Source organism: Rhodococcus sp. BH4, assembly GCF_002079265.1.
Classification (GTDB): domain Bacteria; phylum Actinomycetota; class Actinomycetes; order Mycobacteriales; family Mycobacteriaceae; genus Rhodococcus_F; species Rhodococcus_F qingshengii.
Map to the genome: position 1 here is coordinate 3,064,130 of NZ_CP014941.1, position 26,707 is coordinate 3,090,836.

The following is a 26,707-nucleotide window of genomic DNA, read 5'->3' on the forward strand; positions in this document are numbered from 1 at the left end:
GATGAAGCCGAAGGCTGTACTCATCGGTCCGCCCGGTGCCGGCAAATCGACCATCGGTCGACGTCTCGCGCAGGCACTCGAACTCGAGTTGGTCGATACCGACGCCGAGATCGAACGGACCACGGGTAGGACGATCCCGGAGATCTTCACCCATGACGGAGAGCCTCGGTTTCGTGAAATCGAGGAATCGGTGGTTCGCGAAGCATTGCAGTCCACCGACGGAATCGTCTCGCTCGGCGGTGGCGCGATCCTCTCCGATCGCACGCGCGAACTGCTCCAGGGGCACACGGTCATCTACCTCGAGATCAGTGTCGCCGAAGGGCTTCGCCGCACGGGGGCGAACAATCATCGCCCGCTGCTGGCCGGCGGAGATCCCAAGGTCAAGTACCAGGAGTTGATGAGGCGTCGTCGTCCGCTGTACCGGCGTTCGGCCACGATTCGGATTCGGACCGACGGCCGAAGTCCGGCGCGTGTCGTCGGGCAACTGGTGTCGAAACTTCAAGACAAATGAACAACCGGAGCGGAGTAGTGGAGCAGTGACCGAACCCGTACGTGTAGAGGTGAAGACCGCAAGTCCTTACCCGGTCGTGATCGGCCGCGGCCTGCTCGGTGATCTCGTTGCCGAGTTCGACGGCGCGCGCACTGTCGCGATCTTCCATCAGCCGCCGCTGGCAGAGACCGCGGAGGCCGTACGGGCTGCGTTGGCGGAGAAGGGAATCGACGCCCACCGTATCGAGATCCCCGATGCCGAGGACGGCAAGGATCTTGCTGTGGCGGGCTTCTGCTGGGACGTGCTCGGCCGGATCGGCCTGACTCGCAGCGACGCGATCATGAGCTTGGGCGGGGGAGCGGCGACCGACCTCACCGGCTTCGTCGCGGCTACGTGGATGCGCGGTGTCAAGGTAGTTCACGTCCCCACCACCTTGCTCGCGATGGTCGACGCAGCAGTGGGCGGCAAGACCGGTATCAACACCGAAGCGGGCAAGAACCTCGTCGGTTCGTTCCACGAGCCGGGAGCGGTGTTCATCGATCTCGCGACGCTCGAGACTGTGCCGCACAACGAGATCGTTGCCGGCATGGCCGAGGTCATCAAGACCGGATTCATCGCCGACCCGGTGATCCTGGATCTCATCGAAGCCGATCCCAAGGCAGCTCTCGATCCGTCGGGAACTGTTCTGCCCGAGTTGATTCGGCGCTCCGTAGAGGTCAAGGCCAAGGTCGTGGCCGCGGATCTGCGCGAGTCGGATCTGCGCGAAATCCTCAACTACGGCCACACCCTCGGCCACGCGATCGAACGTCGTGAGCGCTACAAGTGGCGCCACGGTGCCGCTGTCTCCGTCGGCCTGGTCTTCGCTGCCGAACTCGGACGGCTCGCGGGCCGACTCGACGACGCCACCGCGGATCGTCACAAGTCGATCCTCGATCTCGTCGGGCTGCCGACGTCGTACGACGGTGATGCGTTCGGCGATCTGATGAAGGGAATGCAGACCGACAAGAAGAACCGTGCCGGGCTGCTGCGTTTCGTGGTCCTCGACGGACTGGCCAAGCCGGGTCGCCTCGAGGGGCCGGATCCGAGTCTGCTGGTTGCGGCGTACTCCGCGATTGCCCGCGATGCGCGGCCGGCCGGCGGAACGGTCCTGCTGTGAGGATCAACGTCGTCAACGGACCCAATCTGGGGCGTCTGGGTAAGCGTCAGCCCGAGGTCTACGGCGCGACCACACACGACGATCTGATCGAATTGTGCGTCGCGGCAGGCAAGGAGCTCGGTGTCGAGGTGATCGTCCGTCAGAGCGATCACGAAGGCGATCTGCTCGGTTGGATCCACGACGCGGCGGACGCGGGGGAACCGGTGATCCTCAATGCCGGTGGCTTGACGCACACGTCGGTGGTCCTGCGAGATGCATGCGCCGAACTGACCGCAGGTCTCGTCGAGGTACACATCTCGAACGTTCATGCGCGAGAAGAGTTTCGGCACCACTCCTACCTGAGTCCGATTGCGACCGGAGTGATCGTCGGACTCGGCGTCGCCGCGTATCCGCTGGCGATCAGGTTCCTCGCCGAGCGAGGCTGAACGAGGCAAGTCGAAAAAACAGTCACACGAATGCGGCCCCGAGGAGAATATCCTCGGGGCCGCATTCGGTTGTGTGGACGGCGGGCGTTACTGCTCGCGCTTGCCCAGATCGATCGCCGGGAAGACCGCGGTATCGGCGTCGGATTCCTCGACGGACATGGCGGCTCCGCTGTATGCGTGCTGCTCGGTGGGGGAGTCGTAGCCCTCGCTGACGGGCACCGGTTCGTGGTGACGCTCGTGGGACGGGGTCTGCGGAGCTGTTCCGTTCTTGCGCTGTTCACGGCTGACGAAGAAGCGTCCGACAGTGATGGCGATCATGGCGGGGACGAAGATGAGAAGGATCGTGAACGCCGCACCGGAGGTCACCTCGAAGAACAAGCCCTGCTGGGTCAGTTCGAGGGAGGGGACCAGGCTGAGTGCCCAGCTGGCAGCGCCGGAGACGAACCCGCCGACCAATGCGGCCTTGAGCCACAGCATGGTCAGATCGGCGCCGTCCTCGGGTTCGGGGAAGTTCCGGCGGTCACGAATGCCGTCGATACCACCCCAGATCGCGGCGAAGACGATGACGATCAACAGGGACAGCCAGCGCAGGGTGGACCCCTGAAGTGGCCACTGTGCGATCGCTGCACCGAGCAACGCACGAAACACAACATGTATCAGGGCCATGCCGAGGCCACGTACCAACCACGCATTCATGGGTACAGCCTAACTAGAACCCATTACACCTTGTGGCCTAACCCACACTTATTGCTGTAACCGCGAGTTTCGAGTTGATCGGCAGGTCTGCGCGGGCGGTAGGTTCGAGGGATGCCGGTCGACTTCAGAACACGCCGTGAATCCCTCAGACGCCTCCTCTCGGAGCGCGAACTCGACGCGATTCTCGTCACAGATCTCCTCAACATCAGATACCTCACCGGTTTCACCGGTTCCAATGCGGCGCTCGTCGTCAGTGCATCGGATTCAGCGTCCGACGAGCGTGAGACGGTGATCTGCACCGACGGCCGCTACGTGACGCAGGTGTCAGAGCAGGTGCCGGACCTTCGGGCCGAAATCGCCCGTTCGAGTGCTGCGCACTTGATCGAGAAGTCCACGGCGCCCGTTCTCGCGTTCGAGTCACATGTGGCGACGTTCGCCGAACATCGGGCTTGGACCGAAGCAGCGCCGAAGATCCGGTTCGAACCGGTGAGCGGACTCGTCGAACAATTGCGCATGGTCAAGGACGAGTACGAGGTGGAGTTGTTGCGAGCCGCGTGCACCGCAGCCGATGTCGCGTTGGCGCAGTTGATCGCTCGCGGCGGTCTGCGACCTGGCCGAACGGAACGAGAGGTCGGCCGCGAGCTGGAAAATCTGATGCTCGACAACGGGGCGGACGGTATTTCCTTCGAGACGATCGTGGCGGCCGGCGCCAACTCGGCGATTCCGCATCACCGACCGACCGACGCGATCCTGGCGTCGGGTGACTTCGTCAAACTCGACTTCGGAGCCCAGGTCGGTGGGTACCACTCGGACATGACACGGACCTACGTGCTCGAGTCCGTTTCCGATTGGCAACGGGAGATCTACGAGCTCGTCGCGCGTTCGCAAGCTGCCGGTTGCGACGCGCTCGCGCCGGGTGTCGAATGTGCGGCAGTCGACGCCGTCGCCCGTGCGGTGATCGACGATGCAGGCTACGGCGAGTTGTTCCTGCACGGCCTCGGCCACGGTGTGGGGCTCGAAATCCACGAAGCACCGGGGATCGGCAAGCTCGGCACCGGTACACTTCTTTCCGGCGCGGCGGTGACCGTCGAGCCGGGCGTGTACTTCTCCGGGCGCGGAGGTGTACGGATCGAGGACACGCTCGTTGTTCGTGAGCAGGGGCCAGAGCTGCTCACACTGACCGCAAAAGACCTTACCGTCGTCTGAGACGGTTTCCCGACCCCTAGGAGACGCGAAGCAAGTGGCTTCCACCAGTGATTTCAAGAATGGTCTGGTTCTGCAGATCGAAGGCCAGCTGTGGACGATCATCGAGTTCCAGCACGTCAAGCCCGGCAAGGGCCCTGCCTTCGTGCGCACCAAGCTCAAGAACGTGCTCTCGGGCAAGGTAGTGGACAAGACGTTCAACGCCGGTGTGAAGGTCGAGACCGCCACGGTCGACCGTCGTGACATGACGTACCTGTACCACGACGGCAGCGACTACATCTTCATGGACGGCGACACCTACGACCAGGTGTCGATCAGCGAATCCACCGTCGGCGACCAGTCGCGTTTCCTGCTCGAGAACATGGCAGTCCAGGTCGCGACCCACGAAGACGTTCCCCTCTTCGTCGAGCTTCCGGTCACCGTCGAGCTCGTCGTCAAGCACACCGATCCGGGCCTGCAGGGCGACCGCTCCACCGGCGGCACCAAGCCTGCGACCCTCGAGACCGGTGCCGAGATCAACGTCCCGCTCTTCATCAACACCGGTGACAAGCTCAAGGTCGATTCTCGTGACGGCAACTACCTCGGGCGTGTGAATTCCTGAGTGTCCGGCACACATAAGAAACTCGGTGCACGCCACAAGGCGCGCAAGCGTGCCGTCGACTTCCTCTTCGAAGCCGAGGCACGTGACCTCGATCCGGTCGCACTGGCGTCGGAGCGTTCCGATCTGTCCGTCAAGGACGACGCGGTAGCGCCCGTCGCGGCCTACACCGTCACGTTGGTGTCCGGCGTTGCGGAGAATCTGGACCGGATCGATCAGGTCATCTCCTCGCATCTGCAGGACTGGACGCTCGAGCGTCTGCCCGCCGTCGACCGTGCGATTCTGCGGATCGCCGTGTGGGAGCTCTTCCACGCGACGGACGTTCCGCCGGTTGTCGCCGTGGACGAGGCCGTCGAACTCGCGAAGCAGCTCTCGACGGACGACTCTCCGGGATTCGTCAACGGAATCCTCGGCCAGGTCGTTCTCGTTGCGCCGCAGGTTCGATCGGCTGCGGCCGCGACCTCCCAGCGCGCGCAGGAATCGGATTCGGGTACCGAGTAGCAAGTTTTGTTCCACCACCGCCGTGCGAGTGTCACCGAGCGCGTTGTGTGTCTGCACACAACCGGTCGGAGTCGCTGCTCGCACGGCGGGATCAGGTCTGTCGGCTGATAGGGTGGGGACCGTCAGACATCCTTTAACGATCCGTCCAGTGAGGCGGAGAAGGAGGTCGCTGCATGAGCGTGCCCGAAGGGTCTCGCCCATCCGATCTTGCAGGTCCAGGTAACTCGAAGGCGCCGGTCGGTGCCGAGGCAGGCAGCGAAACCCGCGAATTGTTGTCCGCCCAGGATGTGGGCAGGACCATCGCGCGGATCGCTCACGAGATCATCGAGAAGACCGCACTCGACGGACCCGAGGGAACTGCCCCTCGTGTGGTCCTGATCGGTATCCCGACGCGTGGAACCACCCTAGCCACGCGACTGCGCGCCAAGGTCGAAGAATTCTCCGGTGTGCGTCTTCCCATCGGATCTCTCGACATCACCCTCTACCGCGACGATCTCCGGAACAAGCCGCACCGCCCGCTCGAGCGCACGTCCGTCCCCGAGGGTGGCGTCGACAATGCGCTGGTCGTTCTCGTGGACGACGTCCTCTTCTCCGGTCGCACCGTGCGCTCGGCACTTGACGCGTTGCGCGATCTGGGCCGCCCCCGCGCGGTCCAACTCGCAGTGCTCGTGGATCGTGGTCACCGCGAACTCCCGCTGCGCGCCGACTACGTCGGCAAGAACGTCCCGACCGCGAGGTCCGAGGACGTCAAGGTTCTCCTCCAGGAGCACGACGGCAGGGAAGCGGTAGTCATCTCCGGGGGTAAGAACGCGTGAAGCACCTACTTTCCATCGCGGACCTCGATCGTGAGTCCGCGGTAGAACTTCTCGACGAGGCAGAACGGTTCGAGCAGGCACTTCTGGGACGAGAGGTACGCAAGCTCCCGACGCTGCGCGGACGCACGGTCATGACGGTGTTCTTCGAGAACTCGACGCGCACCCGGGTGTCTTTCGAGGTGGCAGGCAAATGGATGAGTGCCGACGTCATCAATGTCAGCGCATCCAGTTCCTCGGTGTCCAAAGGTGAATCCCTGCGCGATACCGCGATGACCCTGCGCGCGGCCGGTGCCGACGCACTCATCGTGCGCCACCCGGCTTCGGGCGCCGCCCACCAGATCGCAAAGTGGACCGGAGCGGCCGACGACGGTGGCCCGGCAGTCATCAACGCAGGTGACGGCACGCACGAGCACCCCACTCAGGCGCTTCTCGACGCTTTGACCCTTCGCCAGCGTCTCGGCGACATCGAGGGCAAGCGGATCGCCATCGTCGGCGACATCCTGCACAGCCGTGTCGCCCGCTCCAACGCACTGCTGCTCTCGATGCTCGGTGCCGAGGTTGTTCTTGTTGCGCCGCCGACACTGCTGCCGGTCGGTGCGCACACGTGGCCGGTCACGGTTTCGCATTCGCTCGACGCGGAACTGCCCGGACTCGACGCGGTGCTGATGCTGCGGGTTCAGGCCGAACGCATGAACGGTGGCTTCTTCCCGTCGCAGCGCGAGTACTCGATCAACTACGGCCTGTCCGAGAAGCGGCTGGCGATGCTGGCCGATCACGCGGTGGTCCTGCACCCCGGCCCGATGCTGCGCGGCATGGAGATTGCATCCGCCGTTGCCGATTCCTCCAAAACTGCTGTACTGCAACAGGTTACCAACGGCGTACACATGCGCATGGCTGTCTTGTTCCGACTGCTGGTCGGGTCGGAGGACGGTGCGCTGTGACCAGAAACGAGAACGGAGAATCACCCGTGAGTGTCCTGCTCCGCGGAGTCCTGATCTACGGAGAAGGTGAGCCCACCGACGTACTCGTCGGCGACGGCACGATCCTCGAGATCGGCGTGGACCTCGATCCGGCCACGGCATCCGAGGTGATCGATGCCGGCGGGCAGATCCTGCTTCCCGGCTTCGTGGACCTGCACACACATCTGCGTGAGCCCGGCCGCGAAGACACCGAGACCATCGAAACCGGAAGCTCGGCAGCGGCTCTGGGTGGATACACCGCGGTCTTCGCGATGGCCAACACGAGTCCCGTCGCCGATTCGGTGGTCATCACCGATCACGTCTGGCGACGCGGGCAGGAAGTCGGCCTCGTCGACGTCCACCCCGTCGGCGCAGTCACAGCGGGCCTGGAAGGCAAGCAACTCGCCGAGATGGCGACCATGGCCGCAGGCGTCGGCAAGGTCAAGATGTTCTCCGACGACGGCCACTGCGTCTACGACCCACTGATCATGCGTCGCGCGCTCGAATACTCCAGCTCACTGGGCGTCCTGATCGCCCAGCACGCGGAAGAGCCGCGTTTGACCGTCGGTGCGGTCGCCCACGAGGGCCCCACGGCCGCGCGTCTCGGCCTGGCCGGGTGGCCGCGAGCAGCCGAAGAATCGATCGTGGCCCGCGACGCACTGCTCGCGCGTGACGCCGGCGCCCGCGTTCACATCTGCCACGCCTCCACCGCCGGAACCGTCGAACTCGTGAAGTGGGCTCGCAGCCAAGGGATTTCGATCACCGCCGAGGTCACCCCGCATCACCTGCTCCTCGACGATTCACGGCTCGAGACGTACGACGCGATCAACAAGGTCAACCCGCCCTTGCGTGAGGCCAGTGACGTTGCCGCGCTGCGCAAGGGTCTGGCCGAGGGAATCATCGACTGCGTCGCGACCGACCATGCTCCGCACGCCGAGCAGGACAAGTGCTGCGAGTTCGCAGCCGCTCGCCCTGGAATGCTCGGCCTCGAGACCGCACTCTCGATCATCGTGCAGACGATGGTCCAGCCCGGCCTGTTGGACTGGCGCGGTGTTGCCCGGGTCATGAGCGAGCGCCCCGCGGCAATCGTCGGCCTCGACGATCAGGGCCGTCCCATCGAGGTGGGGGAGCCCGCGAACCTGACATTGGTCGATCCGTCGGCCGAGTGGACGGTCCACGGTCCCGACCTGGCGAGTGTCGCGCATAACACTCCGTACGAGTCGATGACATTGCCCGCTCGGGTCACGACCACACTGTTACGTGGCCGCATCACCGCACACGACGGGAATGTGCGGCTGCGGAGTAGCGAGGAGTAGCGCGTCATGGACAGAGCACTGTGGATCATCGGTCTGGCGATCTTCTGGGTCGCGATGATCGGCCTGATGTACGTCGGCTGGCGTGGACGCGCTCGACGCCAGAAAGACAAGATCGGCGAACTGCCGACGGTACCGGCAACCCTGGGTGAACTGCTCGTCCTGCCGACCACCGGCCTGTACGTCGGCAGCACCATCGCACCCAGTTGGCAGGACCGGATCGCCGTCGGCGACCTCGGTTTCCGCGCCACCTGCGAGATCAGCCGCTACAGCGGCGGAATTCTGGTCGAGCGTGACGGCGCGTCGGCGATCTGGATTCCGGAGAAGTCGATCCGCGCGATCCGCACGGAGAACGGTCTTGCCGGCAAGGTCATGAGCAAGGACGGCGTCCTGGTGATTCGCTGGGAATTGCCGAGCGGAACCGAGATCGACACGGGCGTGCGCGGTGACGACAAGACGGTTTATCCGGACTGGGTCAAGCCGGTGACTGCTTCGAACAAGACCGCTTCGAACAAGACGAATGACAACGAAGACGCAAGCTCTGGCGACATCGAGCAGAACGGAAAGAACGCATGAGCGGCTTTGACAACAGCCCCGCAGTACTGGTCCTCGAAGACGGACGGGTGTTCCGCGGAACCACCTTCGGTGCGGTTGGACAGACCCTGGGCGAAGCGGTGTTCAGCACCGGAATGACCGGCTACCAGGAAACGCTCACCGATCCCAGCTACCACCGCCAGATCGTCGTCTCCACCGCACCGCAGATCGGCAACACCGGCTGGAACGACGAAGACGACGAGTCGGTCGGACCGACCGGCGAGCGTGCCGGCGCGAAGATCTGGGTTGCCGGGTACGTCGTTCGTGACCCCTCGCGCGTCACCTCGAGCTGGCGTGCAACTGGTTCGCTGCAGGCCAAGCTCGAAGAGCAGGGCATCGTCGGAATCGCCGGGATCGACACCCGCGCCCTGGTTCGCCACCTGCGTACTCGCGGCTCGATGAAGGCCGGAATTTTTTCCGGTGAAGCCATCGCCGCCGATGACGAACTGGTCCGACGGGTTCAGGATCAGCCGACCATGCTCGGCGCCGATCTTGCCGGTGAGGTCAGCACCACCAGCGGCTACGTCGTCGAGCCGAAGGGCGGGGAGGCGCTGTACACGGTTGCCGCCATCGACCTCGGTATCAAGACCAACACCCCGCGCATGTTCGCCGAGCGCGGTATCCGCGTCCACGTGTTGCCGTCCAACGCGAGTCTCGAACAGATCCTCGACCTGAAGGCCGACGGAGTGTTCCTCTCCAACGGTCCCGGTGACCCAGCCACCGCCGACGGCGCAGTCCACCTCACGAAAGAGGTCATCGGACAGGGCTTGCCGCTGTTCGGTATCTGCTTCGGCAACCAGATCCTGGGCCGCGCCCTGGGCCTGAGCACCTACAAGATGAAGTTCGGCCACCGCGGAATCAACATCCCGGTGATCGAGCATCAGACCGGTCGCATCGCGATCACCGCTCAGAACCACGGCTTCGCGCTCGAAGGCGAAGCCGGTCAGGAATTCGACACCCCGTTCGGCCGCGCGGTGGTCAGCCACACCTGCGCCAACGACGGAGCCGTCGAAGGTGTTCGCCTGCTGGACGATTCGGCCTTCTCGGTGCAGTACCACCCCGAGGCGGCAGCCGGCCCGCACGACGCCGCGTACCTCTTCGACCGCTTCACCAGCCTGCTCTCCGCACGGAAAGAAACCGGAGTCAAGAACTAATGCCACGCCGTACAGATCTCAAGCACATCCTGGTAATCGGCTCCGGTCCGATCGTCATCGGTCAGGCCTGCGAGTTCGACTACTCGGGCACCCAGGCCTGCCGCGTCCTCCAGGAGGAGGGCCTGCGCGTCAGCCTGGTCAACTCCAACCCGGCCACCATCATGACGGACCCCGAGTTCGCCGACGCCACGTACGTCGAGCCGATCACGGCCGAGTTCCTCGAGAAGGTCATCGCCAAGGAAGCCTTGCAGGGCAACAAGATCGACGCCGTCCTCGCGACGCTCGGCGGTCAGACTGCGCTCAACGCCGCAGTGGCGCTGCACGAGCAGGGCATCCTCGAGAAGTACGACGTCGAACTGATCGGCGCAGACTTCGACGCCATCCAGCGCGGCGAGGATCGCCAGAAGTTCAAGGACATCGTCGCCAAGGTCGGTGGCGAATCCGCGAAGTCCGCAGTTTGCTACACGATGGACGAAGTACACGCCACGGTCGCCGAACTCGGTTACCCGGTTGTCGTGCGTCCGTCCTTCACCATGGGCGGCCTCGGTTCCGGCATGGCGTACGACGTCGACGATCTCAACCGCATCGCCGGTGGCGGTCTGGCCGCGTCGCCGACGGCGAACGTCCTGATCGAGGAATCCATCCTCGGTTGGAAGGAATACGAACTCGAGCTCATGCGTGACAGTCGCGACAACGTCGTGATCGTCTGCTCCATCGAGAACGTCGACCCGGTCGGTGTCCACACCGGAGACTCGGTCACCGTCGCCCCGGCGATGACGCTGACCGACCGCGAGTACCAGGCGATGCGCGACCTTTCCATCGACATTCTGCGTGAGGTGGGCGTCGACACCGGCGGCTGCAACATCCAGTTCGCGATGGACCCGAAGGACGGCCGCCTGGTTGTCATCGAGATGAACCCGCGTGTCTCCCGCTCGTCGGCTCTGGCGTCGAAGGCGACCGGTTACCCGATCGCGAAGATGGCGGCCAAGCTTGCCATCGGCTACACGCTCGACGAGATCGTCAACGACATCACCAAGGAAACCCCGGCTTGCTTCGAGCCGACGCTCGACTACGTCGTCGTCAAGGCTCCGCGGTTCGCTTTCGAGAAGTTCCCCGGTGCCGACGGAACTCTGACCACCACGATGAAGTCGGTGGGCGAGGCCATGAGCATCGGCCGCAACTTCACCGAGGCTTTCGGCAAGGTCATGCGTTCGCTCGAGACCAAGCGTGCGGGTTACTGGACCGGCGCCGACATCGAGACGGAGAGCCTGGATGCACTACTCGCCGATCTGAGCGTTCCGCAGGACGGCCGCATGTACGGCATCGAGAAGGCATTCGCGCTCGGCGCAACTGTCGAGCAGCTCTTCGACGCCACCAAGATCGATCCGTGGTTCCTCGACCAGTTCCAGCAGATTCACGAGCTCGGTGAAAAGCTGCGCGCTGCAGAGTCTTTCGACGAGGCTTCCCTGCGTCAGGCCAAGTACCACGGCATCTCGGACCGCCAGATCGCGGCTCTGCGCCCCGAGCTCGGTGGTGACACTCACGCAGGTGAGGACGCCGTTCGCGCTCTGCGTGATCAGCTGGGCGTGCGCCCCGTCTACAAGACCGTCGACACCTGCGCCGCAGAGTTCGAGGCCAAGACGCCGTACCACTACTCGACCTACGAGCTCGATCCCGAGGCCGAGTCCGAAGTTGCTCCGCAGACCGAGCGACCCAAGGTTCTGATCCTCGGATCCGGCCCCAACCGCATCGGTCAGGGCATCGAGTTCGACTACTCGTGTGTCCACGCGGCGCAGACGCTGTCCGAGGCCGGGTACGAGACCGTCATGGTCAACTGCAACCCCGAGACCGTCTCCACGGACTACGACACCGCTGATCGCCTGTACTTCGAGCCGCTGACGTTCGAGGACGTCTTCGAGGTCTACCGCGCGGAGGCGCAGTCGGGCACCGTTGCCGGCGTCATCGTCCAGCTCGGCGGCCAGACCCCGCTCGGACTGGCGAAGCGTCTCGAAGCTGCCGGCGTCCCCATCGTGGGAACCAGCCCCGCAGCCATCGACCTGGCGGAGGACCGCGGCGAATTCGGCCGCGTACTGACCGAAGCCGGTCTGCCCGCACCGAAGTTCGGTACCGCCACCACGTTCGACGGCGCCCGCGAGATCGCGGCAGGTATCGGCTACCCGGTGCTGGTGCGTCCGTCGTACGTGCTCGGTGGTCGCGGCATGGAGATCGTCTACGACGAGGCTTCCCTCGCCGACTACATCTCGCGCGCCACGGAGATCTCCGACGATCGTCCGGTCCTGGTCGACCGCTTCCTCGAAGACGCGGTCGAGATCGACGTCGACGCTCTGTGCGACGGCACCGAGGTGTACCTCGGCGGCGTCATGGAGCACATCGAGGAAGCCGGCATTCACTCCGGTGACTCGGCGTGTGCGCTCCCGCCCATCACTCTGGGCCGGGCGGATCTCGAGAACGTCCGCCGCTCCACCGAGGCTCTCGCAAAGGGCATCGGCGTCAAGGGCCTGCTCAACGTCCAGTACGCCCTCAAGGACGACATCCTCTACGTGCTGGAAGCAAATCCCCGCGCCAGCCGCACGGTTCCGTTCGTGTCCAAGGCGACGGCCGTCCAGCTGGCCAAGGCATGCGCCCGCGTCATGCTCGGCGAATCCATCGCGGAACTGCGTGCGAGCGGCATTCTGCCGGCGAAGGGCGACGGCGGAAACACCCCGGCCGGTGCACCGATCGCGGTCAAGGAAGCTGTGTTGCCGTTCAACCGCTTCCGCCGCGCCGACGGTACCGGCGTGGATACCTTGCTCAGCCCGGAAATGAAGTCCACCGGTGAAGTCATGGGAATCGACTTCGACTTCGGTACGGCTTTTGCCAAGTCGCAGACTGCCGCCTACGGTTCGTTGCCCACCACGGGCGCGGTGTTCGTCTCGGTCGCCAACAAGGACAAGCGTTCGCTGATCTTCCCGGTCAAGCGCCTGGCAGACCTCGGATTCACCATTCTTGCCACCGAAGGAACCGCAGATGTTTTGCGGCGCAACGGTATCGAGTGCAAGCAGGTGTACAAGCAGTCGGGTGAAGATGTTCCGGCCGGTGCCGAGACCATCGTCGACCAGATCCGCAGCGGCGAGGTCGCCATGGTCATCAACACGCCGTACGGCAACAACGGCCCGCGTGTCGACGGCTACGAGATCCGAAGCGCAGCGGTTGCGTCGAACATCCCGTGCATCACGACGGTGCAGGGCGCCTCGGCTGCCGTGCAGGGCATCGAAGCAGCCATTCGCGGCGACATCGGAGTTCACTCCCTGCAGGAATTGCACGCAGGTCTTCGTCAGCCGGCACAGCAGTCGTGAGTCACAGTTGGGGGCAGCGTCTCCGGTCCGCGATCGCGGACCGGGGGCGGCTGTGCGTCGGTATCGACCCGCATCCCGCGCTTCTCGACGCGTGGGGACTGCCGCGTACGGCCGAAGGTCTCGAGACTTTCGCCGAGATCTGCGTCGAGGCGTTCACCGGTGAGGTCGGACTGGTCAAACCGCAGGTCGCGTTCTTCGAGGCTTACGGCAGCGCCGGCTTCGCCGTGTTGGAGCGGACCATCTCGGTTCTTCGCGATGCGGGAACGCTGGTCGTCGCGGATGCCAAGCGCGGTGACATCGGTTCGACGATGGACGCGTACGCGCAAGCCTGGTTGGGTGATTCGCCGTTGGCCTCCGACTCGGTCACCGTTTCGCCGTACCTGGGATTCGGGGCGCTGACTCCGACACTCGAACTGGCAAGGCAGAACGCCCGCGGGATCTTCGTCCTGGCACGAACCTCCAATCCGGAAGGCGGCGTACTTCAACAGTCGTCGGCTGACGGTGTGAGCGTGGCTCAGTCGATCGTCGACGCTGCGGTCGATGCGAACGGCGACGGCCGTGACACCGTCGGACTGGTGGTCGGTGCAACTCGGGACCACGGTCTGGACCTGTCGCAGTTCAACGGCCCGATTCTCGCTCCGGGACTCGGCGCGCAGGGTGCGACGGCAGCGGATCTCGCAGACATCTTCGCGGGATCGACCGAGCTCCTGCTGCCGAACACTTCCCGTGGGGTGCTCAAGCATGGTCCTTCGGTATCGGCACTTCGGGAGGCAGCAATGCGTGACCGAGACGAGATCGAAGCCGCATTGGCGAACTGATCCGTGAGTGACCTCGAGGCTCGTTCGAGCGGTGGAACCCGGTGGTACCGTCCGTCGGTGAATCGTTGGTGGCAGATCGGACTTCTCGTCGCGGCGTGCGCGCTGCTGGCCACCGGGTTCCAATCCGTCACCGGCGTACACGGCGACGATCTCGCCGTGTACCGGACGGCGGGTCAGGCCGTCCTCGACGGCTCGAACCTGTACGACGAGTCGTTCAACGCGAGACTGCCGTTCACGTATCCGCCCTTCGCTGCGCTCGTCGCCGTTCCAGTCGCCCTGGGTTCCTGGGGTGCGGTCCAGTGGGGATGGAGTTTCGTCAGCCTCCTGATGCTGGCCGCGATCATCGTGCTCAGCTATCGCGAAGTCCCGTTCACACGTAAGCGGCCAGTCGTCGTCTACGTGGGTTTCCTGGTCCTGTGGACGGCGGCATCGCCGATCTCCGATCACCTCGGGTACGGCCAGGTCGGGTTGCTTCTGACTCTCCTGTGCTTGATCGACGTGCTGGCTCGACCACGGTGGATTCCCGAGGGTGTGCTGGTGGGGATCGCCGGCGCGGTCAAACTGGTGCCACTCGTCTACATCGGTTACTACGTGATCACCGGGCGCTGGAAAGCAGTTGCGGGCGGCCTCGCCGGCTTCCTCGGCGCCACGGCTCTGGGCTTTGCGGTTCTCCCACGCCAGACGATCGACTACTTCGGCGACATCGCCTCACTCTCGGGGCGCGTCGCCGTCGGTGACCCGTCCGTGTTCGGTAACCAGTCCGTGCGTGGAATGGCCTTGCGGCTACTTCCCGAGGGCCTGGTGGGTCCGGCCTGGCTCGTCGCCTGTGCGGTGTTGGGTGTCCTCGGAATTGTCGCGACGCGGCGCGCTCAGCGCCTGCGGGGCGATCTCGCCGGTTTCACGGTGGTGGCTCTGCTGGCGGCAATCGTGACTCCCATTGCCTGGACGCACCACTTCGTGTGGTTGGTGCCGGCGGTGGGTGTACTCCTCGTTCCGATCAAGTCGGGCGTGGGGGAGGGCACTCGATCGGTCCCTGTGTGGTCCTGGATCGCGATCGGTCTCACCGCTGTCGTAGTGCTGTTTCGGCTTCCTCGAGTCGGCGCGGACATGGATATCCCGGTAGTCGGCTTCGTGCTGGAGAATTCATTGCTCTGGGCGAGCCTCGCGGTAGTGCTCGCTCTGGCCGCCCCCGGCGTGAGTCGCATCGAACCCGAGACGGTCGACGCCGGCGATCCGAAATCGTCGCTGCAGACCTGAAAACGGGCCGCGACACGCGCATAGGCGTCGAAAATGCTCGAAAATTTTGGATGTGTCGGCGACCACGTTCATTCCCGCAGGTAACGATTTCGCACACTCGCACGGGGGTGTCGCACGCTATGGGTCGAAATACATTGTGTTACAGTCTATTTCGGTACTGTACGCACGTTCGTGTGGCGTCGAATTCGTCTCGATCCAGCCGAAAACGGTGACGATCCGTGACATCGATTCGACGCGCATAACCCACCGCGATCTGCATCGGACCGCGGGGGGTGGGTTAGCAATTCGCGCCAGGCGTGAGTACGGTCGCTATCGCTGCTGGTTATCAGCGGAATAGACAAAATTTGCACACGACGAGACGGAGGAACCGTGGCCCTTCCCCAGTTGACTGATGAGCAGCGCGCTGCTGCTTTGGAGAAGGCAGCTGCTGCCCGCAAGGCCAGGGCTGAGCTCAAGGAGCGCCTGAAGCGTGGCGGCACCGACCTCAAGCAGGTCCTCAAGGACGCCGAAGACAACGAAATCTTGGGCAAGATGAAGGTTTCGGCACTGCTCGAGGCGCTGCCCAAGGTGGGCAAGGTCAAGGCTCAGGAGATCATGACCGAGCTGGAGATTGCACCGACCCGTCGCCTTCGTGGCCTCGGTGATCGGCAGCGCAAGGCTCTGCTCACCAAGTTCGACTTCGAGGCCTGAGCCGACAAGTGATGATTGCTGACGCGGCAGTGTCTGATGATTGCTGACGCAACAGTGTCAGAGAGCAAGACCGCAGTGCGGAGGGGTCGGCTGGTTGTACTGGCCGGCCCTTCGGCTGTCGGTAAGTCCAGCGTCGTTCGCGAGCTGAGAACTCGGTTGCCTGAACTCGTTTTCAGTGTTTCGGCGACCACTCGCGATCCCCGTCCAGGTGAAGTGGACGGCAAGGACTACCGATTCACCTCCCGTGAAGAATTTCAACGGATGATCGACTCCGGTGAACTTCTCGAATGGGCGGAAGTCCACGGCGGCCTGCAGCGCTCCGGCACCCCCGCAGCTCCGGTCGAAGAAGCGCTCGAAGCTGGAAAGCCCGTTCTCGTCGAGGTCGATCTCGCCGGAGCACGAGCTGTCCGCAAGGCGATGCCCGAGGCTCTGTTGGTGTTCATGGCTCCACCGAGCTGGGACGTTCTGGTGCAACGGCTGACCGGACGTGGAACCGAAACGGAAGACGTCGTGGCGCGCCGACTCGAGACGGCCCGAGTGGAATTGGCCGCACAGGACGAGTTCGACACGGTCATCGTGAATGAGGATGTAAGCCGTGCTTGCGATGAGTTGGTATCCTTGTTGGTTGGGAACTGATTCCGCACCCTTCGGGAACCGATTTCCACCCCGTTTCTCAGATATCCGGATCGATAAAACTAGTTCTTCAATGAAGATCTAATTCAGGAGACACAAGAGTGAGCAGCACTTCAGCCGCGTCCGCAGCAGGTCAGGGCGCTCTGCCTGCCTACGACACCCCGCTCGGCATCACCAACCCGCCGATCGACGAGTTGCTCGAACGCACCTCTTCCAAGTACGCCCTGGTCATCTACTCGGCCAAGCGCGCGCGCCAGATCAACGACTACTACAACCAGCTCGGTGACGGCATCCTCGAATACGTCGGACCTCTGGTCGAGCCCGGTCTGCAGGAAAAGCCGCTGTCCATCGCGTTGCGTGAAATCCACGCTGATCTCCTCGAGCACACCGAAGGCGAGTGAGCACCACATCTGCCGCACCCGAACCTCGTTCGGGTGTCGGGGGAGTGTCCGACGCGCCCACATCGATACGTAAGCGCATTGTCGTCGGTGTCGGTGGGGGTATCGCCGCGTACAAGGCGTGCTCGATCATCCGCAGCTTCACCGAGAGCGGTCATCACGTCCGCGTGATTCCGACCGAATCCGCTCTGGAGTTCGTCGGGCGCGCGACGTTCGAAGCACTCTCCGGCAACCCGGTTCACACCGGCGTCTTCAACGACGTCCCGCAGGTTCCGCATGTCCGTCTCGGACAGGAAGCCGATCTGGTCGTCATCGCGCCGGCAACCGCTGATCTGATGGCGCGAGCGGTCATGGGTCGCGCAGACGACCTGTTGACGGCCACTTTGTTGACCGCGCGCTGTCCGGTCGTCTTCGCCCCAGCAATGCACACCGAGATGTGGGAGCACCCCGCAACGGTCTCGAACGTGGCGACACTGCGTTCGCGCGGCGTCCACGTGATCGAACCTGCCTCCGGGCGTTTGACCGGGAAAGACACCGGAGCCGGTCGACTTCCCGAACCCGACGAGATCGTCGGGTTGGCATCGTTGCTCCTCGAGCGCTCGGACGCGTTGCCGCGCGACCTGGAGGGTCGCCGCATTCTGGTCACCGCCGGCGGTACTCGCGAGCCGCTCGATCCCGTGCGCTTTCTCGGTAATCGCAGCTCGGGCAAGCAGGGCTACGCGCTCGCCCGTCTTGCTGCGCAACGCGGCGCGCACGTGACACTGATCGCCGGGTACACGGCTGATCTCGCCGACCCCGCCGCTGTCGACGTCGTGCACATCAAGACGGCCGAAGATCTCCGGTTGGCAGTGGAAAAGCACGCACCGGGACACGACGGAGTCGTCATGGCTGCGGCTGTCGCGGACTTCCGCCCCACCACCGTCGAAGGTAGCAAGATCAAGAAGGGCGCAAACGAACCCGACTCGATCAGCCTCACCAGAAATGCCGACATCCTCGCCGGTCTCGTCGAAGCGCGTCGTGACGGCGACTTGGATGCTCGAACGGTGATCGTCGGATTCGCCGCTGAGACCGGTGACGCCCATGGTGACGTACTCACCTATGCCCGCTCCAAGCTTGCCCGCAAAGGTTGCGATCTCCTCGTGGTCAATGCGGTCGGCGAGGGCAAGGCGTTCGAGGTCGATCACAACGACGGTTGGCTGCTCGGTTCCGACGGCTCGGAGTCCGCTCTCGAACACGGATCCAAGGCTTTGATGGCCAGTCGAGTACTCGACGCCCTGGTCAAGCTCTTTCCCGAGTAGCGACACGCGCCCGGTGGTGAGAGTTACCCCACGATAATCGGGTGAGTACAAGGGTGTTGCGCAGGCGGTCCAACCGTTATCGTCGGCTCAGCCCCCAGCTAACAAAGCATGACAAAACGGTCACCGAACGGTGATTCGGATACTTCAATAAGCTGTAGTCAAGAACTCAGTCGTCGAGAGGGAGATCTGTGAGCAAGTCCGGCAGTCGGCTATTCACCAGCGAGTCCGTCACCGAGGGGCACCCGGACAAGATCTGTGACGCGATCAGCGACTCGATCCTCGACGCGCTGCTCACCCAGGACCCGCGCGCCCGCGTGGCCGTCGAGACACTGGTCACCACCGGCCAGGTTCACGTAGCCGGTGAGGTCACGACCACTGCGTACGCGGACATTCCGAAGATCGTGCGCGACACGGTCCTCGAAATCGGCTACGACAGCTCCGCAAAGGGCTTCGACGGTAACTCCTGCGGCGTCAACGTCGCGATCGGCGCCCAGTCGCCCGAGATCGCGCAGGGTGTCGATCACTCGCACGAGGCTCGCGTCGACGGAATCAGCGACGACGAGATCGACCGTCAGGGTGCGGGTGACCAAGGCCTGATGTTCGGCTACGCCACCACCGACACGCCGGAACTGATGCCGCTGCCCATCGCGCTGGCTCATCGTCTCTCTCGCCGGTTGACCGAGGTCCGTAAGTCCGGCGTGCTGCCGTACCTGCGCCCGGACGGCAAGACCCAGGTCACCATCGAGTACGACGGTGACAAGGCTGTCCGTCTCGACACCGTGGTCATCTCCACCCAGCATGCCGCTGACATCGACCTCGACAACCTGTTGACGCCCGATCTTCGCGAGAAGGTGCTTCACTCGGTGCTGACCGACGTCAACCTCACCGATCTCGACACCTCCGATGTTCGTCTGTTGGTGAACCCGACGGGCAAGTTCGTCCTCGGTGGCCCGATGGGTGACGCCGGTTTGACCGGCCGCAAGATCATCGTCGACACCTACGGCGGAATGGCTCGCCACGGTGGCGGCGCGTTCTCCGGCAAGGACCCGTCAAAGGTCGACCGCAGCGCTGCCTACGCCATGCGCTGGGTGGCCAAGAACGCTGTTGCCGCAGGTCTGGCCGACCGCATCGAGGTTCAGGTCGCCTACGCCATCGGCAAGGCAGCTCCGGTCGGACTCTTCGTCGAAACCTTCGGCACCGAGAAGACCGATCCGGCACGGATCCAGAAGGCGATCACCGAGATCTTCGACCTGCGTCCGGGAGCGATCATCCGCGACCTCGACCTGCTGCGCCCGATCTACGCGCAGACGGCGGCATACGGTCACTTCGGTCGCACCGATATCGACCTCCCGTGGGAGAGCACCGATCGCGCCGACAAGCTGCGTAGCGCAGCTGGTCTCTGATCACTGACGTACAGACGGGGCGCGGGTGGGCGCGGAAAGAGTAGCGGCAGAAGTCGATCCGGTCGCCCGGGTGCTGCCGATGCTCCCGCTCGCTCACCTCGACCGTGAATTCGACTACCTCGTTCCTCGTGAACTCGAAGCGGATGCGCAGCCCGGAGTCCGGGTGCGCATCCGCTTCGCTGGTCGTCTGGTGGACGGTTTCATCGTCTCGCGCGAGGCGACTAGTGACCATCAGGGGAAGTTCGGCTGGCTCGAACGCGTCATCTCGTCCGAGCGGGTCCTGACGGCCGAAATCGCGCAAGTCGTCGATCGTGTGGCGGAGCGTTATGCCGGAACCCGTGCCGATGTTCTCCGTTTGGCGGTACCGCCGCGGCACGCGAAGGTCGAGGCGGAACCGTGGGGGCCCGCCGAGCCGCCGTCCGCTCCTGAACCGATCGAAAATGGTTGGCATCTCTACAGATTCGGTGACGCCTTCCTGTCCGCGATTCGCGAGTCGAAAAGCCCACGTGCGGTCTGGCAGGCGTTGCCTGGTGAAAACTGGCCACTGCGCCTGGCCGAACTGGCCGGGGCCGTAGCGGCAAGTGGTAAATCCGCGATCCTGGTTGTGCCCGATCAACGCGACCTGGACCGCGTCGTCGCCGCTTGTACCGAACTCTCCGGAGCGGATGCGGTGGTAGGTCTGTCCGCGGGCCTGGGGCCGGCCATGCGATATCGGAGGTGGCTCGCTGCACTGCGCGGGACCGCCCGGATCGTCGTCGGCACACGGAGTGCTGTTTTTGCGCCGACGCCCGAGACCGGTCTTGTCGTCGTCTGGGACGACGGCGACGACAACTTGTCCGAGCCGCGGTCGCCGTATCCACATGCCCGCGAAGTTGCCGTCCTGCGTGGCTACGTCGCCGGGTGCGCCGTCGTGATCGGTGGGTTCTCCCGTACGGCAGAAGCGCAGGTACTCGTCGACTCGGGATGGGCGCACGATCTGGTCGCTACGCGGGACGTCGTTCGTGCCCACGCACCCAAGATCACCGCGCTTGCCGACAGCGATCAAGCCTTGGCCCGCGATCCGGGAGCCAGAGCGGCTCGTTTGCCCGCTATTGCATTCGCGGCCGCCCGGCGCGCTCTGGGTGAGGGCAACGGAGTCCTGGTACAGGTGCCTCGGCGGGGGTACGTACCGACCCTGGCCTGCGGAAAGTGCCGTGCCCCGGCACGGTGCCGTCGGTGCAACGGCCCACTGGCTCTTCCCGCTGCGGCAGGTCCCGACGGCGCCGGGACACCGGCGTGCCGCTGGTGCGGGGTTGCCGATGCCGCCTACCGATGTCACGCGTGCGGGGCGAAAGCGTTGCGCGCGGTGGTGGTCGGTGCCGGCCGGACCGCCGAAGAACTCGGGCGGGCGTTTCCCGGTGTGAAAGTTGTTCTGTCCGGGGGCAGTGATGTGGTCAAGGAACTGCCACATGGGCCCGCGTTGGTGGTCTCGACAGTGGGTGCGGAGCCGGTGATGACCGGCGGCTACGGCGCCGCGCTCTTGCTCGACGGCTGGGCACTGCTCGGCCGGCCCGATCTTCGCGCCGCCGAGGAAACACTCAGACGCTGGATGTCGGCTGCTGCCATGGTGATTCCGCTGTCCGAAGGCGGTGAAGTTGTGGTTGTCGCAGACTCGGGTATCCCGACGGTGCAGGCGTTGGTCCGATGGGATCCGGTGGGGCACGCACAGTCTCAATTCGAGGAGCGGGACGAGGTCGGCTTTCCTCCGGCCGTTCACATGGCTGCGATCGACGGTGGATCCGCGGCAATTGCGGAGTTGGTGGATTCAGCTGATCTGCCGGCAAGTGCTGTGCTGCTCGGACCAGTGGAATTGCCTGCGGGGGAGAGGCTTCCGTATTCCGGTGAGGACGAGAGCGGTGTCGCGCCGGAGCGAATGCTGGTCCGCGTTCCACGCAAGGACGGTCGCGGCCTTGCGGACGCTCTGGCACATGCGAGGGCCGCGCGCAGTGCGCGGAAGTCTTCGGGTCCGGTCCGCATTCAGATCGACCCACGCCGCATCGGCTGAGTTTCGAGTTGTCGGAGGAATCCTTGCGCTACCCGATATGACGATATATCGTCGAACTATCAACGATAGTGATGGAGGTTCGACGATGGATGCAAGTTTCCCGAACGAGGGGATGTTCGGCCGGCGCGGTTTCTTCGGCGGTTTCGGCCGTGAGCAACGGCCACCATTTGTGATGTGGGTGCCGACGGACGACGGCGCGTCGGGCGATGGTCCCGGCGATCGAGACGGTGGTCGACGCGGTCGACCGCACGAGCGGCCGGGCTTCGGTGACATGCCACGCAGAGGCCATCGGCGGGGGCGTTTCGGTCCAGACGGCGGACCCGGCCCCGGCTTCGGTCCGGGCGCTCAGTTCGGTCGCGGGCGAGGACGTGGCGGACGAGGTCGTCGAGGAGATGTGCGCGCTGCGATTCTGCTGTTGATCGCGGAAGAGCCGATGCACGGCTACGAATTGATTCAGCAGATCGTCGAGCGCAGCGGCGGCGTCTGGAAGCCGAGTCCGGGCTCCATTTATCCCGCGCTGTCCCAACTCGAGGACGAAGGACTGGTGATCATCGAAAAGGTTGCCGGCCGCAAGACCGCCAAGCTGACAGAAGAAGGCGTCGCGTACGTCGAGGAACATCGCGCCGATCTCGGGGCGCCGTGGGATGACGTTCGTCTCAGCGTAGGGGAGCCGGAGCAGGACCTTCGAGAACTGATCGGCCAGCTGATGGGCGCGGCCGGTCAAGTGGCTGCTGTAGGCACACCAGCGCAGGTCAAGGCCGCAGCCGACGTGCTTGTCGAGGCGCGCAAATCGCTCTACCGAGTGCTTGCCGGTGATGACGCCGATGAAGGCGGCAATTGAGACGTCGGATACCTACTGTTCGGTAGGGTATGCGCCTCGAAGTTTCTGGTGTTACGGTCAGCTCCCTCGTAGGATCAGAGCAGGAGCAGGAACAATGTCTGGCGTCAAACGGTCTGTGGGACTGACATTTTCGGTAGCAGTGGCGCTGCTGATCGGAGCACCGCCGGCTATATCGGGTGCCGCACCGACGCTTCCGTCTGCGAGTGCCGACGCGATGGACGTTCCTCTCGACGTCGGTCCGGGTCAGGCGACCCGTTCCGTTGCTACGGCATATGCGCATGCTCATCCAGCATCCGCACCTGCCGGATCGAACGATTTCGGCTGTGAGCCTTCGGCCACGCATCCCCGACCGGTTGTACTCGCCCACGGAACCGACACCGAGGCGTACGCGGATTGGGCGGCCCTGTCGCCGGCACTGGCAGCTGACGGCTACTGCGTCTTCGCCCTCAATTACGGCGGTGCGATCAAAGAAGAAGACGGGGACGTCGCACACGAGACCTACGGCGTCGGCGACATAGTCGGTAGTGCCACCGCGTTCGGTTCTTTCGTCGATCAGGTGCTGACCGCGACCGGCGCGGACAAGGTCGACGTCATCGGCTATTCGCAAGGCGCGACGGTGACGCGGTACTACGTCAACAAGATGGGCGGCGACGCCTACGTCGATCATTGGGTCGGTTTGGCTTCGCCGACCTACGGCGGGGTGATGTTCGGGTTGGTTCCGATCGTCCGCGCGATCCCCGGCGGAGAGGACTTTGTCGAAGACGTCTTTTCGCGAGCTGTCCGTGAGCAGATGCAGGGGTCGGATATGTTGAACGCCCTCAACGACGGCGGCGACACCGTACCCGGAGTGCGCTACACGACCATCGGGTCCACTGTCGACGAGATGATCCAGCCGTCCTCGAACATCGCGCTCCGCGGTGCCGGTGCAGAAAACATCGTCCTCCAGGATCTGTGCCCGTCGAACCTGACCGGCCACTTCCGCATGCCGTACGACCCCTACGTGATCGACGTCATCCGGACGGTCCTCGACCCCGATGCCGAGCGGCACGCTTCGTGCAGCGCGGTGCCGCTCGGCACGGATATTCCGCAAGTGGTCATCGACGCAAATTCGTGAGCTGCAAATTCGTGCGCTGCTAACTCGTGAGCACCGAGATCACGTGGGTCGGGATGTTTACTCGGCGAGCTTGGCAGTGGCCTGCGCCCACAGGAAGAACTTGTTCGTTCCGAGGTCGCGGACGGTCTTGATGTTGAACGCTGCCTTCAAATGTTCTGCGTCCGAATCGCTTACGCCGTTGAGTGCCGCGACCGGGGCGTCCGCCAATTCTTCGACGGACTTTCCTGCGTAGGCCTTGTCGAACTTACTGTCGATGCCTGCCATCTAAGTTCCTCCGTGTGATCGGTGTATCCCGTATCAGCCTCCGCCGAGTGGCGACGACAGAAACAGTCAATACCGAGGACCGGTGAATGTGCAGGGTTCTGATCAAAGAAATTGCTGAGAAAGTGGTTCGGTGTGGCGCGAGGTAGGTCGTAGCTCTCGCAGTCCTTAGACTGACAGTTCCACCCACCGACACATCCGGGAGCATTTTCGTGAGTTGCAGTCCACCGCGTTCGACAGGCCGATCGGCTGATCAGAGTCCGAAGAGCCCAACGAAACGGGAGAGCTGACATGCGCGTCGTGTTCGCCGGAACACCCGAACCCGCGGTTCCTTCACTGCGTCGGCTCATCGAATCCGCCAACCACGAAGTGGTAGCCGTCGTCACGCGTCCGGACGCTGTGGCGGGCCGCGGTCGAAAAGTCGCCCGATCGCCGATCGGTCTGCTTGCCGACGAGCACGGCATCCCGGTGCTGACGCCGGCCAAGGCGTCCGATCCCGACTTCGCGGCCGAACTCGCCCGCCTCGAACCGGACTGTGCACCCGTCGTCGCCTACGGAAACCTGTTGCCACAGAACGTCCTCGACATTCCGAAATACGGTTGGGTCAATCTGCATTTCTCGTTGCTTCCCGCGTGGCGCGGCGCCGCGCCGGTGCAGGCCGCGATCAGTGCCGGTGACGAGGTGACGGGTGCGAGCGCGTTCCGTTTGGAAGCCGGGATGGATACCGGCCCCGTGTACGGAGTGATGACCGAGCGGATTCGCGACACCGATACGGCGGGCGACCTGCTCGGACGTCTCGCGGAAAACGGCGCTGCCCTCCTCGAATCGGTACTCGACGGACTCGAGGCCGGCGAGATCAACGCGGTTCCGCAGTCTGCCGACGGCGTCTCGTATGCCCCCAAGGTGACGGTGGACGCGGCCCGCGTGCGGTGGGAACTGCCCGCTCGCACAGTGGACCGGCATATCCGAGCCGTCACACCCGCACCCGGGGCATGGACGATGATCGGTGATCTTCGAGTCAAGGTCGGCCCGATCACCGTCACGGACGAGACCCTGGCAGTCGGTGAGATCTCGGTACGCAAGGATGGTCTGTACATCGGTACCGCGACCACCGCGGTGCGACTCGGGCAGATTCAGCCCCCGGGCAAGAAATTGATGTCGGCAGGGGACTGGGCACGCGGTGCCCGACTCGACGCGGAGGTACGAGCACAGTGACCGAATCACGACGACCGGCACGGCGGACACAGGGTCCCGGAGCCAAGACCGGCGGCGGCGGCAAGAACACCAAGCCGAAGCAGGCCAAGCGGCCTGATCCGGCAACCGCCGGGCTCGATCAACCGCGTCTGGCGGCGCGTGACGTCCTGCGCGCGGTCCGTGAGCGTGACGCGTACGCGAACCTGGTTCTGCCAGGGCTCCTGCGTGACCGCAAACTCGACGCACGCGATGCGGCGCTGGCAACCGAACTGGCGTACGGCGCGGCACGTGCTCAGGGACTGCTGGATGCGGTGATCGCCCATGCAGCGGGTCGGCCGATCGAAGAGATCGACGGAACTCTGCTCGATGTTCTCCGACTCGGCTCGTACCAATTGCTGCGCACTCGTGTCGCACCGCATGCTGCCGTCGCAACCTCGGTCGATCTGGTCCGCGCCGAAAACGACCAGGGCCGAGCAGGATTCGTCAATGCGGTCCTGCGCCGTGTTTCCGAACGCACCCAGGAGGAGTGGGTCGAGCTGCTGGCCCCGAAGGACCCGGTCGGCCGGCTCGCCTTCGAGCACGCTCACCCCCTGTGGATCGCGCAGGTATTTGCCGACTCGCTCGGCGCTGCTGCCGGTGAACTCGAAGACGTCCTGATCGCCGACGACGCCCGCCCTGCCGTACACCTCGTCGCCCGCCCCGGCGAGATCTCCGCCGAGGAGCTTGCACTGGTGACCGGCGGCGAGATCGGGCCGTACTCGCCATACGCCGTGCATCTCGACGGCGGTGACCCCGGACAGCTCGAGGCGGTCCGCCAAGGCTTGGCGGGCGTGCAGGACGAGGGCAGTCAGCTGGTGGCCCGCGCCCTCAGCATTGCTCCTCTCGAAGGTGAAGACTCCGGACGCTGGCTCGATCTCTGCGCAGGTCCGGGCGGTAAGGCAGCGCTTCTCGGCGCTCTCGCCGGTATCGAAGGCGGGCGACTCGACGCCGTCGAGCCCGTCGAACATCGCGCCGAACTGATCCGCAAGACCACTCGCGAGCTTCCCGTGGACGTACACGTGGCGGACGGCCGCGAATCCGGGCTCGAACCCGGATACGACCGCATCCTCGTCGACGCTCCCTGCACCGGGTTGGGTGCGCTGCGTCGGCGCCCGGAGGCACGTTGGCGTCGGCAGCCGTCCGATGTGGCCCCGCTCGTGAAGTTGCAGCGTGAATTGCTTGCTGCCGCAATCGAACTGGTTCGCCCCGGCGGAGTGGTGCTGTACTCCACGTGCTCGCCGCACTTGTCGGAAACGCTGGCTGTGGTCGCCGATGCGGTGCGGCGTCATGGCGTCGTGGAACTCGACACCAAGGCATTGGTGCCAGGTGTCCCGGACGTCGGAGACGGATCGTCGGTTCAGTTGTGGCCGCACCGACACGGGACCGATGCGATGTTCATGGCCGCTTTGCGCAAGCCGCTGGCCTGATCGGATGACTTCTGGGCATCGGTAGTCGTA

Annotated in this window: 26 protein-coding genes; 24 read left to right on the plus strand and 2 right to left on the minus strand. The window is 64.4% G+C overall.

Annotated features, from left to right (window positions below; translation table 11 throughout):
- Nucleotide 1 precedes the first annotated feature (1 nt).
- From A0W34_RS14325 to aroQ, 3 genes are read left to right on the plus strand one after another with little or no spacing between them, the layout of a single operon-like run.
- Nucleotides 2-511, plus strand: a complete 510-nt coding sequence (locus A0W34_RS14325; RefSeq protein WP_003944778.1) for a shikimate kinase — start codon at nt 2-4, stop codon at nt 509-511.
- A 25-nt stretch (nt 512-536) separates the two neighbouring features.
- Complete coding sequence (gene aroB, locus A0W34_RS14330) at nt 537-1,646, plus strand: 3-dehydroquinate synthase (RefSeq protein ID WP_003944873.1); 1,110 nt, start codon at nt 537-539, stop codon at nt 1,644-1,646.
- Entirely contained in the window at nt 1,643-2,071 is a 429-nt protein-coding gene (aroQ, locus tag A0W34_RS14335) for a type II 3-dehydroquinate dehydratase (RefSeq protein ID WP_003944916.1), read from the plus strand. Before aroB ends, aroQ begins: the two co-directional genes overlap by 4 nt.
- 87 nt (nt 2,072-2,158) lie before the next feature.
- On the opposite strand, the gene A0W34_RS14340 is transcribed toward aroQ, so the two are convergent.
- Nucleotides 2,159-2,767 carry a B-4DMT family transporter gene (locus A0W34_RS14340; RefSeq protein WP_042919837.1) on the minus strand — a complete coding sequence of 203 codons (609 nt, stop codon included), beginning with the start codon at nt 2,765-2,767 and terminating at the stop codon, nt 2,159-2,161.
- Nucleotides 2,768-2,878: 111 nt separating this feature from the next.
- On the opposite strand from A0W34_RS14340, the gene A0W34_RS14345 reads away from it, so the two are divergent.
- The 19 genes from A0W34_RS14345 to A0W34_RS14440 all read left to right on the plus strand — a co-directional run bounded on the left by A0W34_RS14345 (nt 2,879) and on the right by A0W34_RS14440 (nt 23,756).
- Nucleotides 2,879-3,973 carry a M24 family metallopeptidase gene (locus A0W34_RS14345; RefSeq protein ID WP_003944812.1) on the plus strand — a complete coding sequence of 365 codons (1,095 nt, stop codon included), beginning with the start codon at nt 2,879-2,881 and terminating at the stop codon, nt 3,971-3,973.
- A gap of 34 nt (nt 3,974-4,007) precedes the next feature.
- Complete coding sequence (gene efp, locus A0W34_RS14350; protein ID WP_003944958.1) at nt 4,008-4,571, plus strand: elongation factor P; 564 nt, start codon at nt 4,008-4,010, stop codon at nt 4,569-4,571.
- Nucleotides 4,572-5,069: a transcription antitermination factor NusB gene (gene nusB / locus A0W34_RS14355; protein WP_007728014.1), complete on the plus strand. Its 498-nt coding sequence runs from the start codon at nt 4,572-4,574 to the stop codon at nt 5,067-5,069.
- A gap of 173 nt (nt 5,070-5,242) precedes the next feature.
- Nucleotides 5,243-5,884 carry a bifunctional pyr operon transcriptional regulator/uracil phosphoribosyltransferase PyrR gene (gene pyrR / locus A0W34_RS14360; RefSeq protein WP_064114362.1) on the plus strand — a complete coding sequence of 214 codons (642 nt, stop codon included), beginning with the start codon at nt 5,243-5,245 and terminating at the stop codon, nt 5,882-5,884.
- A complete protein-coding gene (locus A0W34_RS14365) occupies nt 5,881-6,825 on the plus strand; it encodes an aspartate carbamoyltransferase catalytic subunit (RefSeq protein WP_003944883.1) in 945 nt (314 codons plus the stop codon). The genes pyrR and A0W34_RS14365 overlap by 4 nt, the downstream gene beginning before the upstream one ends.
- 26 nt (nt 6,826-6,851) lie before the next feature.
- Nucleotides 6,852-8,159 (plus strand): dihydroorotase, encoded by a 1,308-nt coding sequence (locus A0W34_RS14370; RefSeq protein ID WP_003944990.1) that lies wholly within the window; start codon nt 6,852-6,854, stop codon nt 8,157-8,159.
- Between the two features lie 6 nt (nt 8,160-8,165).
- Nucleotides 8,166-8,732, plus strand: coding sequence for a PH-like domain-containing protein (locus A0W34_RS14375; protein ID WP_003944773.1), 567 nt, complete (start codon nt 8,166-8,168; stop codon nt 8,730-8,732).
- On the plus strand, nt 8,729-9,904 hold the full coding sequence (carA, locus tag A0W34_RS14380; RefSeq protein WP_007728009.1) for a glutamine-hydrolyzing carbamoyl-phosphate synthase small subunit: 1,176 nt from the start codon (nt 8,729-8,731) through the stop codon (nt 9,902-9,904). Before A0W34_RS14375 ends, carA begins: the two co-directional genes overlap by 4 nt.
- Nucleotides 9,904-13,260, plus strand: coding sequence for a carbamoyl-phosphate synthase large subunit (gene carB / locus A0W34_RS14385; protein ID WP_003945010.1), 3,357 nt, complete (start codon nt 9,904-9,906; stop codon nt 13,258-13,260). Before carA ends, carB begins: the two co-directional genes overlap by 1 nt.
- Complete coding sequence (gene pyrF / locus A0W34_RS14390; protein WP_063316422.1) at nt 13,257-14,078, plus strand: orotidine-5'-phosphate decarboxylase; 822 nt, start codon at nt 13,257-13,259, stop codon at nt 14,076-14,078. The genes carB and pyrF overlap by 4 nt, the downstream gene beginning before the upstream one ends.
- Before the next feature lie 57 nt (nt 14,079-14,135).
- Nucleotides 14,136-15,335 (plus strand): glycosyltransferase 87 family protein, encoded by a 1,200-nt coding sequence (locus A0W34_RS14395; protein WP_232330041.1) that lies wholly within the window; start codon nt 14,136-14,138, stop codon nt 15,333-15,335.
- Nucleotides 15,336-15,704: 369 nt separating this feature from the next.
- Complete coding sequence (mihF, locus tag A0W34_RS14400; RefSeq protein ID WP_003944825.1) at nt 15,705-16,025, plus strand: integration host factor, actinobacterial type; 321 nt, start codon at nt 15,705-15,707, stop codon at nt 16,023-16,025.
- Nucleotides 16,026-16,061: 36 nt separating this feature from the next.
- A complete protein-coding gene (gene gmk, locus A0W34_RS14405; RefSeq protein ID WP_081557842.1) occupies nt 16,062-16,661 on the plus strand; it encodes a guanylate kinase in 600 nt (199 codons plus the stop codon).
- Nucleotides 16,662-16,759: 98 nt separating this feature from the next.
- Nucleotides 16,760-17,059: a DNA-directed RNA polymerase subunit omega gene (gene rpoZ / locus A0W34_RS14410; RefSeq protein WP_003944996.1), complete on the plus strand. Its 300-nt coding sequence runs from the start codon at nt 16,760-16,762 to the stop codon at nt 17,057-17,059.
- On the plus strand, nt 17,056-18,354 hold the full coding sequence (gene coaBC, locus A0W34_RS14415) for a bifunctional phosphopantothenoylcysteine decarboxylase/phosphopantothenate--cysteine ligase CoaBC (RefSeq protein WP_003944888.1): 1,299 nt from the start codon (nt 17,056-17,058) through the stop codon (nt 18,352-18,354). Before rpoZ ends, coaBC begins: the two co-directional genes overlap by 4 nt.
- 188 nt (nt 18,355-18,542) lie before the next feature.
- Nucleotides 18,543-19,757, plus strand: coding sequence for a methionine adenosyltransferase (metK, locus tag A0W34_RS14420; RefSeq protein ID WP_003944827.1), 1,215 nt, complete (start codon nt 18,543-18,545; stop codon nt 19,755-19,757).
- A 25-nt stretch (nt 19,758-19,782) separates the two neighbouring features.
- Nucleotides 19,783-21,801: a primosomal protein N' gene (locus tag A0W34_RS14425; protein WP_081557843.1), complete on the plus strand. Its 2,019-nt coding sequence runs from the start codon at nt 19,783-19,785 to the stop codon at nt 21,799-21,801.
- 172 nt (nt 21,802-21,973) lie between these two features.
- Nucleotides 21,974-22,642: a PadR family transcriptional regulator gene (locus A0W34_RS14435; RefSeq protein WP_370852745.1), complete on the plus strand. Its 669-nt coding sequence runs from the start codon at nt 21,974-21,976 to the stop codon at nt 22,640-22,642.
- Between the two features lie 94 nt (nt 22,643-22,736).
- Entirely contained in the window at nt 22,737-23,756 is a 1,020-nt protein-coding gene (locus tag A0W34_RS14440) for an esterase/lipase family protein (protein ID WP_156888927.1), read from the plus strand.
- A gap of 57 nt (nt 23,757-23,813) precedes the next feature.
- Here A0W34_RS14440 and A0W34_RS14445 read toward each other — a convergent pair whose 3' ends face one another.
- On the minus strand, nt 23,814-24,020 hold the full coding sequence (locus A0W34_RS14445; RefSeq protein ID WP_003944900.1) for a hypothetical protein: 207 nt from the start codon (nt 24,018-24,020) through the stop codon (nt 23,814-23,816).
- Between the two features lie 288 nt (nt 24,021-24,308).
- Here A0W34_RS14445 and fmt point away from each other — a divergent pair, with 288 nt between their 5' ends.
- Complete coding sequence (gene fmt, locus A0W34_RS14450; protein ID WP_081557844.1) at nt 24,309-25,232, plus strand: methionyl-tRNA formyltransferase; 924 nt, start codon at nt 24,309-24,311, stop codon at nt 25,230-25,232.
- Nucleotides 25,229-26,677 carry an RsmB/NOP family class I SAM-dependent RNA methyltransferase gene (locus A0W34_RS14455; RefSeq protein ID WP_081557845.1) on the plus strand — a complete coding sequence of 483 codons (1,449 nt, stop codon included), beginning with the start codon at nt 25,229-25,231 and terminating at the stop codon, nt 26,675-26,677. Before fmt ends, A0W34_RS14455 begins: the two co-directional genes overlap by 4 nt.
- Nucleotides 26,678-26,707: the final 30 nt, after the last annotated feature.

What these genes read in the sequence shown, in the direction of transcription:
- A0W34_RS14445 (WP_003944900.1), bottom strand. Translation starts at nt 24,020, where the DNA reads ATGGCAGGCATCGACAGTAAGTTCGACAAGGCCTACGCAGGAAAGTCC.
- A0W34_RS14375 (WP_003944773.1), top strand. Translation starts at nt 8,166, where the DNA reads ATGGACAGAGCACTGTGGATCATCGGTCTGGCGATCTTCTGGGTCGCG.
- carB (WP_003945010.1), top strand. Translation starts at nt 9,904, where the DNA reads ATGCCACGCCGTACAGATCTCAAGCACATCCTGGTAATCGGCTCCGGT.
- A0W34_RS14340 (WP_042919837.1), bottom strand. Translation starts at nt 2,767, where the DNA reads ATGAATGCGTGGTTGGTACGTGGCCTCGGCATGGCCCTGATACATGTT.
- gmk (WP_081557842.1), top strand. Translation starts at nt 16,062, where the DNA reads ATGATTGCTGACGCAACAGTGTCAGAGAGCAAGACCGCAGTGCGGAGG.
- A0W34_RS14325 (WP_003944778.1), top strand. Translation starts at nt 2, where the DNA reads ATGAAGCCGAAGGCTGTACTCATCGGTCCGCCCGGTGCCGGCAAATCG.
- A0W34_RS14440 (WP_156888927.1), top strand. Translation starts at nt 22,737, where the DNA reads ATGTCTGGCGTCAAACGGTCTGTGGGACTGACATTTTCGGTAGCAGTG.
- pyrR (WP_064114362.1), top strand. Translation starts at nt 5,243, where the DNA reads ATGAGCGTGCCCGAAGGGTCTCGCCCATCCGATCTTGCAGGTCCAGGT.
- carA (WP_007728009.1), top strand. Translation starts at nt 8,729, where the DNA reads ATGAGCGGCTTTGACAACAGCCCCGCAGTACTGGTCCTCGAAGACGGA.
- A0W34_RS14345 (WP_003944812.1), top strand. Translation starts at nt 2,879, where the DNA reads ATGCCGGTCGACTTCAGAACACGCCGTGAATCCCTCAGACGCCTCCTC.
- fmt (WP_081557844.1), top strand. Translation starts at nt 24,309, where the DNA reads ATGCGCGTCGTGTTCGCCGGAACACCCGAACCCGCGGTTCCTTCACTG.
- A0W34_RS14435 (WP_370852745.1), top strand. Translation starts at nt 21,974, where the DNA reads ATGTGGGTGCCGACGGACGACGGCGCGTCGGGCGATGGTCCCGGCGAT.